Annotated in this window: 13 protein-coding genes and 1 tRNA gene; 2 read left to right on the top strand and 12 right to left on the bottom strand. The window is 70.0% G+C overall.

The genetic code is table 11. From position 1 onward, the window contains the following. Window positions 1-27 precede the first annotated feature (27 nt). From KHU32_RS05580 to KHU32_RS05525, 12 genes are all read right to left on the bottom strand, one after another. Entirely contained in the window at window positions 28-1,014 is a 987-nt protein-coding gene (locus KHU32_RS05580) for a Bug family tripartite tricarboxylate transporter substrate binding protein (RefSeq protein ID WP_213669019.1), read from the bottom strand. A gap of 94 nt (window positions 1,015-1,108) precedes the next feature. Then, the gene (locus tag KHU32_RS05575) at window positions 1,109-2,200 is read right to left on the bottom strand and encodes an endo-1,4-beta-xylanase (RefSeq protein WP_213669018.1); all 1,092 of its coding nucleotides are present in this window, start codon (window positions 2,198-2,200) and stop codon (window positions 1,109-1,111) included. A 2-nt stretch (window positions 2,201-2,202) separates the two neighbouring features. Then, window positions 2,203-3,054: an acyl-ACP desaturase gene (locus KHU32_RS05570; RefSeq protein WP_213669017.1), complete on the bottom strand. Its 852-nt coding sequence runs from the start codon at window positions 3,052-3,054 to the stop codon at window positions 2,203-2,205. A gap of 105 nt (window positions 3,055-3,159) precedes the next feature. Beyond that, window positions 3,160-3,570, bottom strand: coding sequence for a F0F1 ATP synthase subunit epsilon (locus KHU32_RS05565; RefSeq protein WP_213669016.1), 411 nt, complete (start codon window positions 3,568-3,570; stop codon window positions 3,160-3,162). Between the two features lie 173 nt (window positions 3,571-3,743). Then, on the bottom strand, window positions 3,744-5,171 hold the full coding sequence (gene atpD, locus KHU32_RS05560) for a F0F1 ATP synthase subunit beta (RefSeq protein WP_213669015.1): 1,428 nt from the start codon (window positions 5,169-5,171) through the stop codon (window positions 3,744-3,746). Window positions 5,172-5,198: 27 nt separating this feature from the next. After that, window positions 5,199-6,086 (bottom strand): F0F1 ATP synthase subunit gamma, encoded by an 888-nt coding sequence (locus KHU32_RS05555; RefSeq protein WP_213669014.1) that lies wholly within the window; start codon window positions 6,084-6,086, stop codon window positions 5,199-5,201. 33 nt (window positions 6,087-6,119) lie between these two features. Next, a complete protein-coding gene (atpA, locus tag KHU32_RS05550) occupies window positions 6,120-7,652 on the bottom strand; it encodes a F0F1 ATP synthase subunit alpha (RefSeq protein ID WP_213669013.1) in 1,533 nt (510 codons plus the stop codon). 1 nt (window position 7,653) lies between these two features. Further along, window positions 7,654-8,262 carry an ATP synthase F1 subunit delta gene (gene atpH / locus KHU32_RS05545; protein WP_213669012.1) on the bottom strand — a complete coding sequence of 203 codons (609 nt, stop codon included), beginning with the start codon at window positions 8,260-8,262 and terminating at the stop codon, window positions 7,654-7,656. A gap of 78 nt (window positions 8,263-8,340) precedes the next feature. After that, window positions 8,341-9,849 carry a GTPase family protein gene (locus tag KHU32_RS05540; RefSeq protein WP_213669011.1) on the bottom strand — a complete coding sequence of 503 codons (1,509 nt, stop codon included), beginning with the start codon at window positions 9,847-9,849 and terminating at the stop codon, window positions 8,341-8,343. Continuing rightward, a complete protein-coding gene (locus KHU32_RS05535) occupies window positions 9,846-11,036 on the bottom strand; it encodes a YcjF family protein (RefSeq protein WP_213669010.1) in 1,191 nt (396 codons plus the stop codon). The genes KHU32_RS05540 and KHU32_RS05535 overlap by 4 nt, the downstream gene beginning before the upstream one ends. A gap of 100 nt (window positions 11,037-11,136) precedes the next feature. Further along, window positions 11,137-11,781, bottom strand: a complete 645-nt coding sequence (locus KHU32_RS05530; protein ID WP_213669009.1) for a CoA transferase subunit B — start codon at window positions 11,779-11,781, stop codon at window positions 11,137-11,139. A 13-nt stretch (window positions 11,782-11,794) separates the two neighbouring features. Beyond that, on the bottom strand, window positions 11,795-12,499 hold the full coding sequence (locus tag KHU32_RS05525; RefSeq protein ID WP_213669008.1) for a CoA transferase subunit A: 705 nt from the start codon (window positions 12,497-12,499) through the stop codon (window positions 11,795-11,797). A 117-nt stretch (window positions 12,500-12,616) separates the two neighbouring features. On the opposite strand from KHU32_RS05525, the gene KHU32_RS05520 reads away from it, so the two are divergent. Continuing rightward, a tRNA-Ala gene (locus tag KHU32_RS05520) sits at window positions 12,617-12,692 on the top strand. A 290-nt stretch (window positions 12,693-12,982) separates the two neighbouring features. Beyond that, the gene (locus KHU32_RS05515) at window positions 12,983-15,844 is read left to right on the top strand and encodes a PAS domain-containing protein (protein WP_213669007.1); all 2,862 of its coding nucleotides are present in this window, start codon (window positions 12,983-12,985) and stop codon (window positions 15,842-15,844) included. The last annotated feature ends 13 nt before the right edge of the window (window positions 15,845-15,857 follow it).

Below are 15,857 nucleotides of genomic sequence, written 5' to 3'. Positions count from 1 at the left end.
GCCGGGAGCGTGCCTCATCCCCGTGGATCAGGACACATCCATCTGCAGGCCTTCCTGGCGGATGACGCCGCGCCACTTCGCGATCTCGCTGTTCACGAAGGTCGTGAACTGCTCGGGCGTGCCCCAGAGGGAAACGCTGCCGATCTGCGCCACGCGCGCCTTGAAGGCCTCAGATTCGGAGAGCACCCGCATCTGCTCGTTCAGCGACTGCACGGCAGCCGCCGGCGTGCCGGCGCGATAGAACTTGCCGAACCAGGTGTTCACCTCGAAATCGGCCAGTTGCGGCATGGTCTCGCGCAGGGCCGGCACGTCCGGCAGCTGCGGGTTGCGCTCCGCCGAGGAGACCGCCAGCGCGCGGACGCGCCCGCCGCGGATCTGCTCAATGCCGCTCGAGAGGTTGTCCCACATGTACTGGATATTGCCGGCGACCAGCTCGATCGCCGCCGGGCCCGCGCCGCGGAAGGGGACGTGGATGCCCTCCGTCCCCGTGAGCTGGCTAAACCAGACCGAGGTGAGATGGCCGCTCTGCCCGATGCCAGGCGAGCCATAGGAGAGCTTGCCCGGATTGGCCTTCAGATGCGCCACCAGCTCCGGCACGTTGTTCGCGGGCACGGAAGGGTGGACGACCAGCACGTTCGGCCCGCGCACGCTGCCGGCCACGGGGATCAGCATGTCCGGCGTGAAGGGGTAGTTGCGGTAGAGCGAATAGCCGATCGCCTGCGGGCCGATATTGCCCGAGAGGATGGTGTGCCCATCGGCCGGCTGGCGGAGGAATTCCTGCGTGCCGATGATGCCGCCGGCGCCGCCGCGATTCTCGACCACCGCCGGCTGGCCCCAGGCCGAGGTGAGGTGATGGCCCAGCAGCCGCGCCATCATGTCGGCCGTGCCGCCGGCCGCCGCCGGGCAGATGATCCGCACCTGCTGCGTCGGGCGCCAGCTTTCCGCGCGGGCGGAAATGAGGGCCGGGACGGCGAGCGGCAGCGCAAGCGCGGCCCTGCGGGTGATGCTGGTCATTTCTGGAGCTCCTGCGATCCTGGACGTTGCCGCGAGGATAGCGGAACTGCGCGTTGGGGAAATAGGAAGCCTCCCTTCCCCCATGCCGTGCGCGTCAGGCGGAGAGGAAGCGCGCCAGCCGCGCCCGCAGCGCCTTGGGCCGCAGCTCGGCATCGTAGGGGTGGCCGCGCGTGGCCTCCCCATCGCCCCGCGCCACGCCCGGCTCGACCCGCAGCCAGGAATCCCGGTCGGTGAGGCCCCAGACGAGGAAGGTGCGCGCGCCGCCCTCCCGCGCCGCGTCGAGGAAGGCGCCGGCATATTCCGCGACGGCGGCATCGCGCGCCTCGATGCCGGAAGCCAGCACGTCGGGCTCCCGCACGTCCATCTCGGTGATCAGCACCGCGAGGCCGAGGCCGCGCAGCGCGGCGACGAACTCCACGAAGGGCTCGGCCCGGAAGGGCTCGCGCATCTGGAGATGGCCCTGGACGCCGATCGCATCGAGCGGGCAGTTGCGGTCCAGCAGGCCGCGCACGACCCGCAGCAGCCGCTCCCGCTTGGCCTGGGCCCAAGGCGTATCGGCGTAGACGCCGAATTCGTTGAGCGTCAGCCGCAGCGTGGGATCCGCCTGCCGCGCGAGGCGCAGCGCCAGCTCGACATAGCCGGGGCCAAGCGCGCTCAGCCAGGGCGTCGGGCGGAGGTCGCCGTCGGTCGGGCTCGGATTATCGCCGCCCGGCGGGGCCGAGATCGGCTCGTTCACCACGTCCCAGTCGCGGATGGCGCCCCGCGTCTCGCCGAGCACGGTGGCGATATGGGTCTCCAGGAGCTGCCGCGCCTGGGTGGGGCCCTCAGCCAAGGCAGGGGCAAGCCAGGGGGGCATCGCCTCGTGCCAGACCAGGGCATGGCCGCGCACCCGCTGGTTGCCGGCGCGGGCGAAGTCGAGCACCTCCCTCAGCGGCCCGAAATCGAAGCGGCCGCGCTCGGGCTGGAGGGCCTCCCACTTGCCTTCCCATTCCGGCACGATCTGGTCGGCCTCGCGCGCCACCAATTCGGCCAGGGCGGGATCGGAGGCGAGCTTCTCGCTGCGGACCGCGGTGCCGAAGCTCAGCCCACGCGGGCGAGCCAGATCACGCAGGCCCGGCTCCCGGGCAGCGGTGCTGCCGATGAGCGGAAACGTGCCGGCGACGCCGAGGACTGCGCGCCGGCGCATCGTCAGGCTGCTTGGCGAAGCGGCGTAGCGGGCCGGGCATCCAGCATCCGACGGAACTTGTCGCGCTTCCAGCAGAGCAGCCGCCAGCCGAGGCGAGCGGAGAGGTAGGCAATCCGTCCATGCGGATCGAGCCCGACCGACTTGAAGATCATGCTCGTGCTCCGCTCGATATGGCGGAAGCGGTAGTAGCCCATCGCGCGGCCCATATAGCCGGCCGAGCAGCGGTTGTGCTCGTAGGGCACGCCCTCGGGATCGTTGCTGCAATGGAAGGCGAAGGCGAGCTCGTCGTCCTCGGTCTCGCCGATGCGGCTCAGCGCCACGCGCAAGCGCTTGGCGACCGAGAGGTTCTCGCGGGCCAGGTAGCGCTTCATGTGGTCATAGAAGAGCTTGAAGTGCCGGTACTCGTCGGCCGCGATCAGGCGGCAGATTTCCTTCAGCACCGGCTCCTCGGAAGATTCGCCGAGCGCCGTGTAGTAGCTGGAGGTTCCCGTCTCGACCATGCAGCGGGCGATGAGCTCGCCGGTACGGGAGCCGCGGACCGAGGCGTCCGCCTTCACGTCGATGGTGTAGCCTTCCCGATACTTCTGGAAGGACGGCATGTATTCGAAAGTGGGGTCGGCCAGGCTCGCCCAGCGCCCCAGCGCGTCCCCGTGCTGGATCTCCTCGACGGCCCAGTTGTCGGCCGCCTGCGAGAAGTCGGGATCGTCGTGGAAGACGCTCTTGAGGTACAGCGCGTAGTCGTCGCCGTTGCGCTCGACCATGGCGGCGGCCTTGATGAGGGGAACCACCTCGGGATCGACCTTGGAAGGGTCGAAGCGGTCCCAGGCCACCTGCTCAATCGTCCAGTGCTTCATACCGCCCTACACCCGAAGCCAGTTGGCCGCTGTGGGGCCACGGCTTCGGTTCCGCTCAGCCCGCACCCTCCTGAACCTCAGAAATGCGGGATGAAGACAGGAAATTCAAGCCGCTTCGGCGGAAGCGAGCATCGCGCGCATCGCCAGCAGCTTCGCCATCGCCGCGTCACGGCGCTCCGGCGTGTCCATCGTGGCGGCGTTGTAGCCGGCCTCGGCCTCGGCGATGCGGCGCTCCGCCTCGGCCTTCGACAGCTCGGCGACCGGCGTGGCCTCGTCCGCGAGGACGGTGACGCGATCGGGCGTCACCTCGGCGAAGCCGCCCGCGACGAAGAGCCGCTCGGCATCCCGGCCACCCTCGACGACGCGGATGACGCCGCCGCGCAGCGCCACGATCATCGGCGCATGCCCGGGCAGCACGCCCATCTCGCCCTCGGCGGCGGGGATGACGACCATCTCCACCTGACGGGAGAGGAGCAGCTTTTCCGGCGAGACCAGTTCGAGTTGGAAGGTGGCCATGCGAATTCCCCGTCACCAAACCAGCGCCAGAACCACCGTCCTGGCGCCGACTTCACATCGATCCGGCCGCGACCGCGGCCGGCGCCGCCCACTCCACCGTCCAGCTCAGCGCGCCAGTGGCGCGGCGAAGCCAAGGCCGCGAACGCGGCCGCCCGGCGTCTGAGGGCTTAAGATTAGGCCGCCTGCTTCAGGGTCTCGGCCTTCTTGGCGGCCTCTTCGATGGTGCCGACCATGTAGAAGGCCGCTTCCGGCAGGTGATCGTACTCACCCTTGCAGATCGCCGAGAAGCTGCGGATCGTGTCCTCGAGCTTCACGAACACGCCCGGCGTGCCGGTGAAGACCTCGGCCACGTGGAAGGGCTGGCTGAGGAAGCGCTGGATCTTGCGCGCGCGCGCCACGATCAGCTTGTCCTCTTCCGACAGCTCGTCCATGCCGAGAATGGCGATGATGTCCTGCAGCGACTTGTAGGTCTGCAGGATCTTCTGCACTTCGCGGGCCGTCTCGTAGTGCTCGGTGCCGACGACGCGCGGATCCATCGCGCGGCTCGTGGAGTCGAGCGGATCCACGGCCGGGAAGATGCCGAGCTCGGCGATCGAGCGGTTCAGCACGGTCGTGGCGTCAAGGTGAGCGAAGGAGGTCGCGGGCGCCGGGTCGGTAAGATCGTCGGCGGGCACGTAGATGGCCTGCACCGAGGTGATCGAACCCTTCTTGGTCGAGGTGATGCGCTCCTGCAGGGCGCCCATGTCCGTCGACAGGGTCGGCTGATAGCCCACCGCCGAAGGAATGCGGCCCAGAAGCGCGGACACCTCGGCGCCGGCCTGCGTGAAGCGGAAGATGTTGTCGATGAAGAAGAGCACGTCCTGGCCCTGCTCGTCGCGGAAGTATTCCGCCATCGAGAGGCCCGAGAGGGCGACGCGGGCGCGGGCGCCCGGCGGCTCGTTCATCTGGCCATAGACCAACGCCACCTTGGAGCCCTCGGTGTTGCCGTCGTTCAGCTTGATGACGCCGGCATCCACCATCTCGTGGTAGAGGTCGTTGCCCTCACGCGTACGCTCGCCGACGCCGGCGAAGACGGACACGCCGCCATGGCCCTTGGCGATGTTGTTGATCAGCTCCTGAATGGTCACGGTCTTGCCCACGCCGGCGCCGCCGAAGAGGCCGATCTTGCCGCCCTTCAGGTAGGGGGCCAGCAGGTCAATGACCTTAATGCCGGTGACCAGGATCTCCGCGCTCGTCGCCTGCTCGTCGAAGGCGGGCGCCTCGCGGTGAATCGGGTAGAACATCGTGGCCGGAACCGGGCCGCGCTCGTCGATCGGCTCGCCGATGACGTTCAGGATGCGGCCGAGCGTGCCGGGGCCGACGGGGACGGAGATGCCCTTGCCCGTGTCGGTCACTTCGGTGCCGCGGACCAGACCGTCGGTCGTGTCCATGGCGATGCAGCGCACGGTGCGCTCGCCAAGGTGCTGCGCGACCTCGAGGACCAGGCGCTGCTCGCCGATCCTCAGCTCGAGCGCGTTCATGATCGCGGGCAGCTCGGCGGGGAACTGCACGTCCACCACGGCGCCGAGCACCTGCGTCACCTGACCGACATTGTTCTTCATCGCCCGGATTCCTTCGTCATGCGGCGCTTAAAGGGCTTCGGCACCCGAGATGATCTCGATCAGCTCGCGGGTGATGTTGGCCTGGCGCGTACGGTTGTAGTTCAGCGTCAGCTTGTTGATCATCTCGCCCGCGTTGCGCGTGGCATTGTCCATCGCCGTCATCTGGCTTCCGTAGAAGCCGGCGGCCGATTCCAGCAGCGCGCGGTAGACCTGGATCGCCAGGTTCTGCGGCAGAAGCTTCGCGAGGATCTCCTCCTCGGTCGGCTCGAACTCGTAGAGCGCCGGGGCGCCCTCGCTCGGCGCGGCCACGACCACTTCCGGCATCGGCGCCGGGATGAGCTGCTGCTCGACCGGGGTCTGGCTGATGACGTTCTTGAAGCGGTTGTACACCAGCGTGCAGACGTCGAAGGCCTCGTCCTCGAGCATCAGCGTCACGCGCTCGGCGATCTCGGCCGCGTCCTCGAAGCTCACCATCTTCTTGCCGGCGAAGCTGATCTCGCCGATCACGCGGCTCGCCAGTTCCCGCTTCAGGTAGCTCGACGCCTTGCGGCCGACCGTCAGAAGCTTGACGGTCTTGCCCTCGGCCTCAAGCGCGCGGACGCGGTTGCGGGCAAAGCGGCCCACATTGGTGTTGAAGGCGCCCGCCAGGCCGCGATCCGCGGCGACGACCACGAGCAGGTGAACCTGCTCGGAGCCGGTGCCGACCAGCAGCTTCGGCGCGTCGGGGCTGCCGGCGACCGAGGCGCCGAGCGAGGCCAGCATCCGCTCCATCCGCTCCGCATAGGGGCGGGCGGCTTCGGCCTGGGTCTGCGCGCGGCGGAGCTTGGCGGCGGCCACCATCTTCATGGCCTGCGTGATCTTCCGCGTGGACTTCACGCTGTTGATCCGCAGGCGCAGGCTCTTCAGGGTCGCCATCTCAGTGGGTCTCCGCCAGGTCTAGTGGGGCGTTCAGGCGAAGGACTTGGCGAAGCTGTCGAGGAACGCGACGAGCTTGGCCTCGGTCTCCTTCTTGATCTCGCGATCATTCCGGATGGCCGCCACGATGTCCGGCGCGCTCGAACGCAGCTCGCCCAGCAGGCGCGCCTCGAACTCGCCGACCTTGTTCAGGGGCAGCTTGTCGAGATAGCCGCGGGTGCCGGCAAAGATCGCGATGACCTGATCCTCGACCGCGACCGGCTTGAACTGAGGCTGCTTCAGCAGCTCGGTCAGGCGGGCACCGCGGTTCAGCAGGGCCTGGGTGGAAGCGTCCAGATCCGACGAGAACTGCGCGAAGGCCGCCATCTCGCGGTACTGCGCCAGCTCCAGCTTGATCTTGCCGGCCACCTGCTTCATCGCCTTGATCTGCGCGGCGGAACCGACGCGCGAGACCGAGAGGCCGACGTTCACGGCGGGGCGGATGCCCTTGAAGAAGAGCTCCGTCTCCAGGAAGATCTGGCCGTCGGTGATCGAGATCACGTTCGTCGGGATGTAGGCGGACACGTCGCCGGCCTGCGTCTCGATGACCGGCAGCGCCGTCAGCGAGCCATTGCCGGCAGCGTCGCCCATCTTCGCCGCGCGCTCGAGCAGGCGGGAGTGCAGGTAGAACACGTCGCCCGGATAGGCCTCGCGGCCCGGCGGACGGCGCAGCAGCAGCGACATCTGGCGGTAGGCGACGGCCTGCTTGGACAGATCGTCGTAGAAGATGACCGCGTGCCGGCCGCTGTCGCGGAAGAACTCGCCCATAGCGGCGCCGGTGTAGGGCGCCAGGAACTGCATCGGCGCCGGGTCGGAAGCCGTGGCGGCGACGATGATCGAGTATTCGAGCGCGCCGTTCTCTTCCAGCGTCTTCACGAGCTGGGCGACGGTGGAGCGCTTCTGGCCGATCGCGACGTAGATGCAGTAGAGCTTCTTGCTCTCGTCATCGCCGGCGTTGACCGTCTTCTGGTTCAGGATGGTGTCCACGATCACGGCGGTCTTGCCGGTCTGGCGGTCACCGATGATCAGCTCGCGCTGGCCACGGCCGATCGGGATCAGGGCGTCGATGGCCTTGATGCCCGTCTGCATCGGCTCATGCACCGACTTGCGCGGAATGATGCCGGGCGCCTTCACCTCGGCGCGCTGGCGCGTCACGTCGGTGAGCGGGCCCTTGCCGTCGATCGGGTTGCCGAGGCCGTCGACCACGCGGCCGAGCAGGCCCTTGCCGACCGGCACGTCCACGATCGCGCCCGTGCGGCTGACCGTGTCGCCCTCGCGGACGGAAATGTCGGAGCCGAAGAGCACGATACCGACATTGTCGGTCTCGAGGTTCAGCGCCATGCCCTTGATGCCGGAAGCGGGGAAATCCACCAGCTCGCCCGCCATCACGTTCTGCAGGCCGTAGACACGCGCGATGCCGTCGCCGACCGTCAGCACGGTGCCGACCTCGGCCACGTTGGCATCAGCGTCGAAGCCCGCGATCTGCTGCTTCAGGATCTCCGAAATCTCGGCCGGACGGATTTCCATCTCAGGCGGCTCCCTTCATGGCGAATTGCATGCGCTGCAGTTTGGACTTGAGGCTGTTGTCGAACAGGCGAGAGCCGATCCGGACGATCAGGCCACCCAGAATGGAAGGATCCTGCGCCTCGACGAGCTTGACGCCGGAAATGCCGCTCTCCGTCAGGCGGGCGGCGATCTGCGCGCGCTGCGTGTCGGTGAGCGGGAAAGCGGTGGTCACGTAGGCGACCTGCTGGCCACGGCGCTGCGCGAGCTTGGCGCCGAAGGCCGCCGCCACGTCGGGCAGCGCGGCGAGCCGGCGGTTGGCGATGAGCACGCCCACCAGCTTGCGCACCTCGTCGCCGATGCCGGCAGACTGCAGGATCGCGGTCACGGCCTTCTGCTGCTCCGCCGCGCCGCGGCGCGGATCGGCAATCAGGGCCCTGAAGTCGGCATTGCTACGGCAGATGGCGGCGAGGCCGTCGATATCCGTCGCGATGCGGTCGATCGCGCCCGGGTCGGTCGGCCTGAGATCGTCCGCCAGGCCCAGAAGGGCGAGGGCATAACGCTCGGCGACGCCGCCAGCCTGGGGCGCGTTCGGGGAAATGGTCTCGACGGCCACCTTGCTGTCCCGGTTCATGAGGTTTCAGCCAGGGGTTTCCCTGGCAAAGCGAGGGCGCTCTATCACACGCATGACGGCACGGCAACCAATCGGCGGCTACTGTTTCACCGCCGATTTCAGAAGGCGCCAACCGCCGCGCAGCGCCCGGTTCGCCTCGACCATCGCCGAAGCCGTCGCGCCCTCGTCCAACAGCCTCTCGTTGCGGGCCCGCCGCGCGGAATCCAGCTCCGCGACGAGGCGCTCCCACAGCACGTCCACATTCCAGGTGGGGCCGCCATCGGGCAGCGCAATGGGGATGACCGACTCGGGCGGCAGAAGAAGCGAAGCCGCCACCGAGTCCCGCGCGGCGCGGAGGCTGCGAGCCTTGGCGCCCCCGGGCTTGTCCAGGTCGTAGGGCGGCGCCCATTCCGCGGCGGGCCGCAGGAGATCCGCATGCGTCATGGCCGCGAGGATCGGCGGCGGGCGATGGCTGCGCTGCTCACCCGCCCAACCGCGCAGCGCCTCCAGCGCGGCGACGTCGGGGCCCCTTCCCGGCTGGGTGGCCGAGGCGACCCAGAGGATCATGTCCGCCCGCGCGGCCTCCTTCAGGAATCGCGCGGGATCGGCCAGCGGGGGCATATCCGCGATGTTCAGGGCCGGCCGCCCCTCGACCGTGACCAGGTGCTCGCGCACCGGCCCCTCGCTCGGAAGAGAGCCCACCAGGGCGCGGGCGCTGCCGGCCAAGGCATTGAGAAGCGAGGTCTTTCCGGAATTCGCCTGGCCGACGAGCAGCAGCCGCGGCGGTGCCTCGGGCTGGGCCGACTCGGCGTCGGCACGGGCCAGCTCGGCCAGTTCCAGGGAGGAAAGCCGCAGCCGGCCGGAATAGAGGTCGATCGCGGCGCGGCCCGTCTCGTGGATGAGCTTGGCCGTCGCGGCGCGCCGGAGGTTGTTGCCGAGGAAGCCGCCCGTGGCCCCGAAGGCGAGTCGCTGCCCCTCCTGCGCGATGGCCTGCACCGGGTTGGCGCCGGCCCGCGCCACCCGATAGAGCGTCTCGCCCACGTCATAGGCCAGCTGCGCCGCCCGGCCATAGCGGTCGACCAGGCGCTGGAGCCAGAGGGCGTCGCTGATGCGAATCCGCGAGGCGCCCGGCAATTCCATCACCCAGCGGCGAAGCCGGTGCGCCACCTGCTCGCTTACCAGCAGGGCCTCCGGAAGCGTGACCCGGGCCATCGGATCGACCTGGCCCGGATGGAAATGGGCCGCCACGAGCGCGACGGTCTCGCGCGCCAGGGCCTCCGCCCGTCCCAGATCGTCGAGATCGAGGGGCTTCGTCTCCTCGGCAAAGCGGACGACCTTGGCCCAGGCCTCGGCCGACTCGGTGTCCCAGTCGCCCTCGCGCCCCGATTCGCCGGCCAGCAGCGCCGCCGCCCGGGCGCGGGCCCGGCGCCGCAGCAAGGCCCGGATGGGCCATCCGACGAGGCCCAGCGCAGCCGCCGCCACCGCCCATTCGAAAACGCGGTGGTTCTGCCAGAGCCAGAGCAGGCCCAGGCCGAAGAGCGAGAGCCAGGGCACCGCCAGCAGCACGGTCAGGAGCAGTTCCAGCCAGTGGCGGCGGGCCCAGTTCATGGGCGGCGCGCGCGCCAGGCGCGGAAGGCGTCGCGATAGGCCTGCCGGACCTCCTCCGGCGGGGCGGACTGGCCGGCCCGGAGCGCGCGGAGGAAGACCAGCGCGGCCTCGCCGGTGCCGGCCGTGACGGCCGCGGCCGTGCCGGCATTGAGCGCCATGCCCGCCGCCGTCCCCAGCACGGGCACGAGCTTCACGGCCTCCGTCACCAGGTAGCGCGCGCCGAACCAGCCGATGGTGCCCACGCCCAGGCTGCCGGCGAAGGCGCCGAAGAGGCTCGGCGTCCATTCCACCTCGTAGCGCCGGGCCAGGCGGTTGAGCATGGCGCCCTGCATCGCCGCGAGCCCGGCCATGCCGGCCAGCGGGATGGGCACGGCCCCGGCCGCGGCGGCCAGGGTTACATAGGCGTAGACGGTGCGGCGGGCGGCGCGCTGGCGGCTGTCATTGCCCTCATCCGCCCGGGCGGCGTGCAGGGCGTCGAGCGCATCCGGCATCGCGGCCTCGAGGGCGGCGTCCAGCGCCTCCAACCGATAGGCCCGGGGCTCGAAGCCGTCCTCCGGCTGGGTGAAGTCGATCGGCACGAAGACCGGCTTGTCCTCGCCCGGCAGCCCCCGGAACAGGCCCCGCTGATGGGCCAGGGCATCGGCCAGCGACTCGGGCAGGGCGGCCTCGTCGAAGCTCGCGGGATGGCCGGTGCCCGGCCGGTAGCGGCGGTGCAGGCCGGTCTGCGCCACCACCAGCGGCCAGTCCGGGTGCCGGCGGCGGGCCTGGCGCAGCACCTTCATCACCGGCTCCTGGGCCGGATCGTCCACCTGCATGACTGCGAGGAGGAGGTGCGCCTGCGATTCGCACCAGGCAATGTCCTCGGCGGGATCGTAGCCCGCCTCCTCCAGGCCGCGCGTGTCGAGGAAGCGGAGGAAGGGCGCCTCCTCGGGCACGTCGTAGAAGGAGGCCTGCCGGGTACAGGGCTGGTAGCCCTCCCCCACCTCGGCTCGGGGATCGCCGGTAAGGGCGGAGACGATGGCCGTCTTGCCCGCGCCGGTCTTGCCGACGAGCCAGATGACGGGAGCGGTGGAGCGCGCCTGGACGCGAATCTCGTCCTGAGCGGCGTCGAGATCCGAGGCGAAGAGCGCCGCCTTCACGTCGGACCAGAGGCGGCCGAGCCGTCGGAGGCCGGAAGTCGGGGACATGCTAGCGCGGATTCCGTTGCAATGCGGTCACTACAACCCCTCCGGCGGCCTCCGGTCGCATGTCCGGATGGGCCGGGCGCCATCGCCCGGCCCGTTCAGGCTAGAGCGCGACCTTGAAATCGGCCGCCGTCTTGGCCTTCACCTCGTCGAGCGTGACGCCGGGCGCCAGCTCGATCAGGCGCATGCCCTCGTCGCCCCGGCGGTCGAGGGTGAAGACCGCGAGCTCCGTCACCACCATGTCCACCACACGGGAACCGGTGAGCGGCAGCTCGCACTCCTTCAGCAGCTTCGGGGCGTCGCCCTTGGCGGTGTGCTCCATCAGCACGACCACGCGCTTCACGCCGGCGACGAGGTCCATGGCGCCGCCCATGCCCTTCACCATCTTGCCGGGGATCATCCAGTTCGCGAGGTCGCCGTTCTGGGCCACCTGCAGCGCGCCCAGGATCGACAGGTCGATATGCCCGCCGCGGATCATGGCGAAGCTGTCGGCACTGCTGAAGATGCTCGTCGTCGGCAGCATCGAGACGGTCTGCTTGCCGGCATTGATGACATCCGGGTCCTCCTCGCCCTCGAGCGGGAAGGGCCCGATGCCGAGCATGCCGTTCTCGCTCTGCAGCTGGACGGAAATGCCATCGGGGATGTGGTTGGCCACCAGCGTCGGGATGCCGATGCCGAGATTGACGTAGAAGCCGTCTTCGAGCTCACGGGCCGCGCGGGCGGCCATCTCGTCGCGATTCCAGGGCATGTCTTCGATCTCCTCAGGCGGCCTTGCGAACCGTGCGGTTCTCGATGAGCTTCTCGTAGCCGGCAGGCAGCGCGACGATGCGCTTCACGAAGACGCCCGGGGTGATGACGTGGTCCGGGTCGATCTCGCCCACGGCCACCAGGTTCTCCACCTGCGCGACCGTGACCTTCGCCGCCGTCGCCATCATCGGATTGAAGTTCCGCGCCGTGCGCCGATAGACGAGGTTGCCCTCGGTATCGCCCTTCCAGGCATGCACGAGGGCGACGTCGGCCACGATGCCGCGCTCCATCACATAGGTCTCGCCGTCGAAGACCTGGGTGGGCTTGCCCTCCGCCACAGCCGTGCCGACGCCGGTCCTCGTAAAGAAGGCCGGGATGCCGGCGCCGCCGGCGCGGATGCGCTCGGCCAGCGTGCCCTGGGGGTTGAACTCGATCTCGAGCTCACCGGCCAGGAACTGGCGGGCGAACTCCGCGTTCTCGCCCACGTAGCTGGCGATCATCTTCTTGATCTGCCGCGTGCGGAGGAGCTTGCCGAGGCCCACATCGTCGATGCCGGCATTGTTGGAGACGACGGTGAGGTCCTTCACGCCGGATTCCTTCACGGCGTCGATCAGGACCGCGGGAATGCCGCAGAGGCCGAAGCCGCCGGCATGGATCACCATTCCGTCCTTCAACAGCCCGGCCAGCGCGGCCGTGGCGTCCGGATAGACCTTGCGCATTCGTCGTCACCCCCTCGATCGGATGTCCGGGAAGCTAGCCGCACGACATCATTCGCGAAAGTGCGCGGGTGGGTATTGCGGGGTCCGCAGAGCGTAGCTATACGGCCTCCCACCCCAGGGGCCATAGCTCAGTTGGTAGAGCGCTTGAATGGCATTCAAGAGGTCGGCGGTTCGATTCCGCCTGGCTCCACCAGGGTTCCCGCAGGCCATCTAGGCCCCGCCGGTTCCCTCCCCCTCCGGATCATCCGTCGCCCGATGCCGCGTTGCGCGGGTAGTTCCTTTCATGCCTGGGGGTGACATTCCCTGCGTGATCCATGGCAGGATGGGAAAGCCCCGCCCGGCGGGCGCCGCCGGAGACTTGCACGTGCTGCAGATTCCCATCCGCCTTCCGAGGGAAAGCCCCCCGCGAAGCCGAGCGGATGCTTGCCATCCCTCCTCCTGCCGGAACGGACGCGCAGATGGCCGCCCGTGGTTCCGCTCCCCATGAAGTCGGGACGGACCAGGAAGGGGATCTTCCGCCTTCCGCTCGCGATGCGGGTCTTCCTGGGGCTGATCATCGCGCTTGTTCCGGCGGGGCTCGTGCAGGTCAACATGGAGCGCGACGCCCGGCGCGAGCGCACGGAGCAGCTCGGCAGCCAGGCCATGCGACTGGCCGGGCTGATCGCGCGCGAGCAGTCGGCGAATGTGGAGGCCGCGCGCCAGCTGCTCAGCGCCATCGCCGCGCACGACGCCATCCGCGCCAACCGGCCCAGCCAGGATTGCAACGACTTCCTCGCGCGGATCATCGCGGCCAATCCGCGCTACGCAGCCGCCACGCTGCTCAGCCCTCAGGGCGAGAGCGTCTGCTCAGCCCATCCGGAGGCCGTCGGCAACGCGCGGCTCGGCGACCGGCCGTACCTGCAGGCGGTCATGCGGGAGAATTCTTTCCAGATCGGCGAATATGCGGTCGGGCGCGGCACCGGCCAGCCCACGCTCCATCTGGCCGCGCCGCTGAGGAACGAGGTCGGCGAGCCGATGGCCGTCATCGTGCTCGGCCTTTCCGTTCGCTGGATGACCGAGAATCTCAGCACCACGGAGCTTCCGCCGGGCGCCGTCGCCCTGGTCGCCGACCGTGGCTACACCGTGCTGGCGCGCTCCCTCGATCCGGATCGCTACATCGGCACCACCCTGAGGCCCTTCCCACGCGATCCCCAGGGGTCGACCACGGGCATGCGCGAAATGACCGGGCTCGACGGCGTGGTCCGCATGGTCGCCTACCTGCCGATCCGGGAAGGACCGGAGGGCGCGCTTTTCGTCTCCGTCGGCCTCGAATCCGGCCCGCAGATGGTGGAGGCCGCCGCCGACGACCGGCGCGCCGCGATCATGATCGTGGGCTCGCTGCTGCTGACCTTCCTGCTCGCCCTCCTGGGCTTCCACGCGACGATCGAGCGGCCGGTCCGCCGGCTGCTGACCGCCGCCCAGCGCTGGCGGGAGCAGGATTGGAGCGCCCGCGTGGGCCCGGTGGGCGGCGGCCGCGAGTTCGAGCGTCTGGCCGACGCCTTCGACGACATGGCCGACAATGTCCAGGCCCGCATGGCCGAGCGCCAGGCCGCCGTCGCCCGTATGCAGGCCGTGATCCGCGTGGCGCCGCAGGTGGTGCTGACCGCCGACCGCAAGGGGCGCGTCGACTGGGTCAACGGCTTCTGGCAGCAGACCACCGGCCTGACCGAGGCGCAGAGCATGGGCGATGGATGGCTCGCCGCCGTCCATCCCGAGGACTGGGCGGGCGCGGACGCGGCCTGGCGCGCCGCCATGGCCGAGGCGAGGCCCGTGGCCGATGCGGCCTTCACGCGCGAGGTGCGCCTGCGCCGTGCCGCCGATCGCAGCTGGCGCTGGTTCCTCCTCCATGGCGGCCCGATCGAGGATGAGGGCGGCGGCGTCAGCAGCTGGGCCCTGGTCGGTGTCGACTTCCATGAGCATCGGGAGGCGCGGGCGGCCATCGCCTCGGGCGCGGCCCAGCTCCAGGCCACCTACGAGACCGCGCCGGCCGCTCTCTGCCTCATGGACCGCGAGCTGCGCTTCATCGCGCTGAACGAGAAGCTGGCCCAGGCGAACGGGCAGCCCGTCGCGGCGCACCTTGGGCGGCATTTCTCCGAGATGGCGCCGCATGTCGCCGCGGATCTGGAGCCGGCGCTGCAGATGGTGCTGACCACCGGCAAGCCGGTCGAGGAGTTCGAGCTCCGCGTCCAGCTCGGCGGCGAGGAGCGGTACTGGCTCTGCAATTTCTACCCGGTGCGCGGCGGCTGGGGCGAGGTCACGGGCGTGAGCTGCGCGATCATCGACATCACCGCCCGCAAGCGCGTCGAGGCCTCCGAGCGTATGCTCTCGCGCGAGGTCGACCACCGGGCCCAGAACGCGCTGAGCGTGGTGCGCGGCCTGATCCGCCTCTCGGCCGCCGATGCGCAGGATGACGTGCCCGCGCTGGTCGAGGTGCTGGAAGGCCGCATCGGCGCCATGAGCCGCGCCCATAATGTGCTGTCGCGCGAGAAATGGGTGGGCGCGGACCTGCGCGAGATCGTCCGGCAGGAGCTGGCGCCGCATGCCGACCGGTCCTCGATGGAGGGGCCGCCCCTACGCCTCACGGCCGAGGCGGCGCAGCCCCTCACCCTCGTCCTGCACGAGCTCGCCAACAACGCCGTGAAATACGGCGCCCTCTCCCGGCCGGAAGGGCATGTGGCCCTGCACTGGGAGCGTGATGCCGGCGGCGGGGTCTTCCTCAACTGGGTGGAGCGCGGCGGGCCGCCCGTCCTGGGCACGCCCGAACGAACGGGCTTCGGCTCGCTGCTCATCGACGCGAATATGCGCGGCCAGCTAGCGGGCGGGATCGAGCGCAGCTGGGACCCCGGCGGCCTCCGCTGCGTGCTGACCATCGGTCCCCCGGCCGTGGCGGGCAGTGCCGCCCCGGGCACCGTCTCGGGCGCCGGCCCGCTCACCGGCCGCCGGGTGCTGGTGGCCGGCGGGGACGCCGTCTCGGCCCTTACCATCGCCTCCGCCCTGCGGGAGGCCGGCTGCGAGGTGGAAGGTCCCGCCGAGACGGTGGAGGGGGCGATCCAGCTGGTGGAGAAGGCCGGCAGGCTCGATGCGGCGATCCTGGCGGGCACGCTGGCGGGCCGCTCCGTCCAGCCCGTGGCCCAGCTGCTGCTGCGCCGCGCGGCGACCGTGCTCTTCCTTTCGCCCCTCGCGATCCCGGTGGAGGGCCTGGACGACGCGCCGGTTCTGGAACAGCCGATCACACCCGCGCGCCTGCGCGCGGCGCTGGCGGCGGCGCTGGAGGAACGGCGCTCCGACACGCCCCCCGGCGCCTGAGGCACCGGGCGGA

The sequence above is a fragment of the Roseococcus pinisoli genome (assembly GCF_018413645.1).
Lineage (GTDB): Bacteria > Pseudomonadota > Alphaproteobacteria > Acetobacterales > Acetobacteraceae > Roseococcus > Roseococcus pinisoli.
The sequence above is the reverse complement of the archived record's forward strand: the minus strand, read 5'-3'. Positions and strand labels throughout refer to the sequence as shown.

What these genes read in the sequence shown, in the direction of transcription:
- KHU32_RS05535 (WP_213669010.1), bottom strand. Translation starts at nt 11,036, where the DNA reads ATGTCCCCGACTTCCGGCCTCCGACGGCTCGGCCGCCTCTGGTCCGAC.
- KHU32_RS05575 (WP_213669018.1), bottom strand. Translation starts at nt 2,200, where the DNA reads ATGCGCCGGCGCGCAGTCCTCGGCGTCGCCGGCACGTTTCCGCTCATC.
- KHU32_RS05570 (WP_213669017.1), bottom strand. Translation starts at nt 3,054, where the DNA reads ATGAAGCACTGGACGATTGAGCAGGTGGCCTGGGACCGCTTCGACCCT.
- KHU32_RS05530 (WP_213669009.1), bottom strand. Translation starts at nt 11,781, where the DNA reads ATGCCCTGGAATCGCGACGAGATGGCCGCCCGCGCGGCCCGTGAGCTC.
- KHU32_RS05540 (WP_213669011.1), bottom strand. Translation starts at nt 9,849, where the DNA reads ATGAACTGGGCCCGCCGCCACTGGCTGGAACTGCTCCTGACCGTGCTG.
- KHU32_RS05555 (WP_213669014.1), bottom strand. Translation starts at nt 6,086, where the DNA reads ATGGCGACCCTGAAGAGCCTGCGCCTGCGGATCAACAGCGTGAAGTCC.
- atpD (WP_213669015.1), bottom strand. Translation starts at nt 5,171, where the DNA reads ATGAAGAACAATGTCGGTCAGGTGACGCAGGTGCTCGGCGCCGTGGTG.
- KHU32_RS05525 (WP_213669008.1), bottom strand. Translation starts at nt 12,499, where the DNA reads ATGCGCAAGGTCTATCCGGACGCCACGGCCGCGCTGGCCGGGCTGTTG.
- KHU32_RS05515 (WP_213669007.1), top strand. Translation starts at nt 12,983, where the DNA reads ATGAAGTCGGGACGGACCAGGAAGGGGATCTTCCGCCTTCCGCTCGCG.
- atpH (WP_213669012.1), bottom strand. Translation starts at nt 8,262, where the DNA reads ATGAACCGGGACAGCAAGGTGGCCGTCGAGACCATTTCCCCGAACGCG.
- atpA (WP_213669013.1), bottom strand. Translation starts at nt 7,652, where the DNA reads ATGGAAATCCGTCCGGCCGAGATTTCGGAGATCCTGAAGCAGCAGATC.
- KHU32_RS05565 (WP_213669016.1), bottom strand. Translation starts at nt 3,570, where the DNA reads ATGGCCACCTTCCAACTCGAACTGGTCTCGCCGGAAAAGCTGCTCCTC.
- KHU32_RS05580 (WP_213669019.1), bottom strand. Translation starts at nt 1,014, where the DNA reads ATGACCAGCATCACCCGCAGGGCCGCGCTTGCGCTGCCGCTCGCCGTC.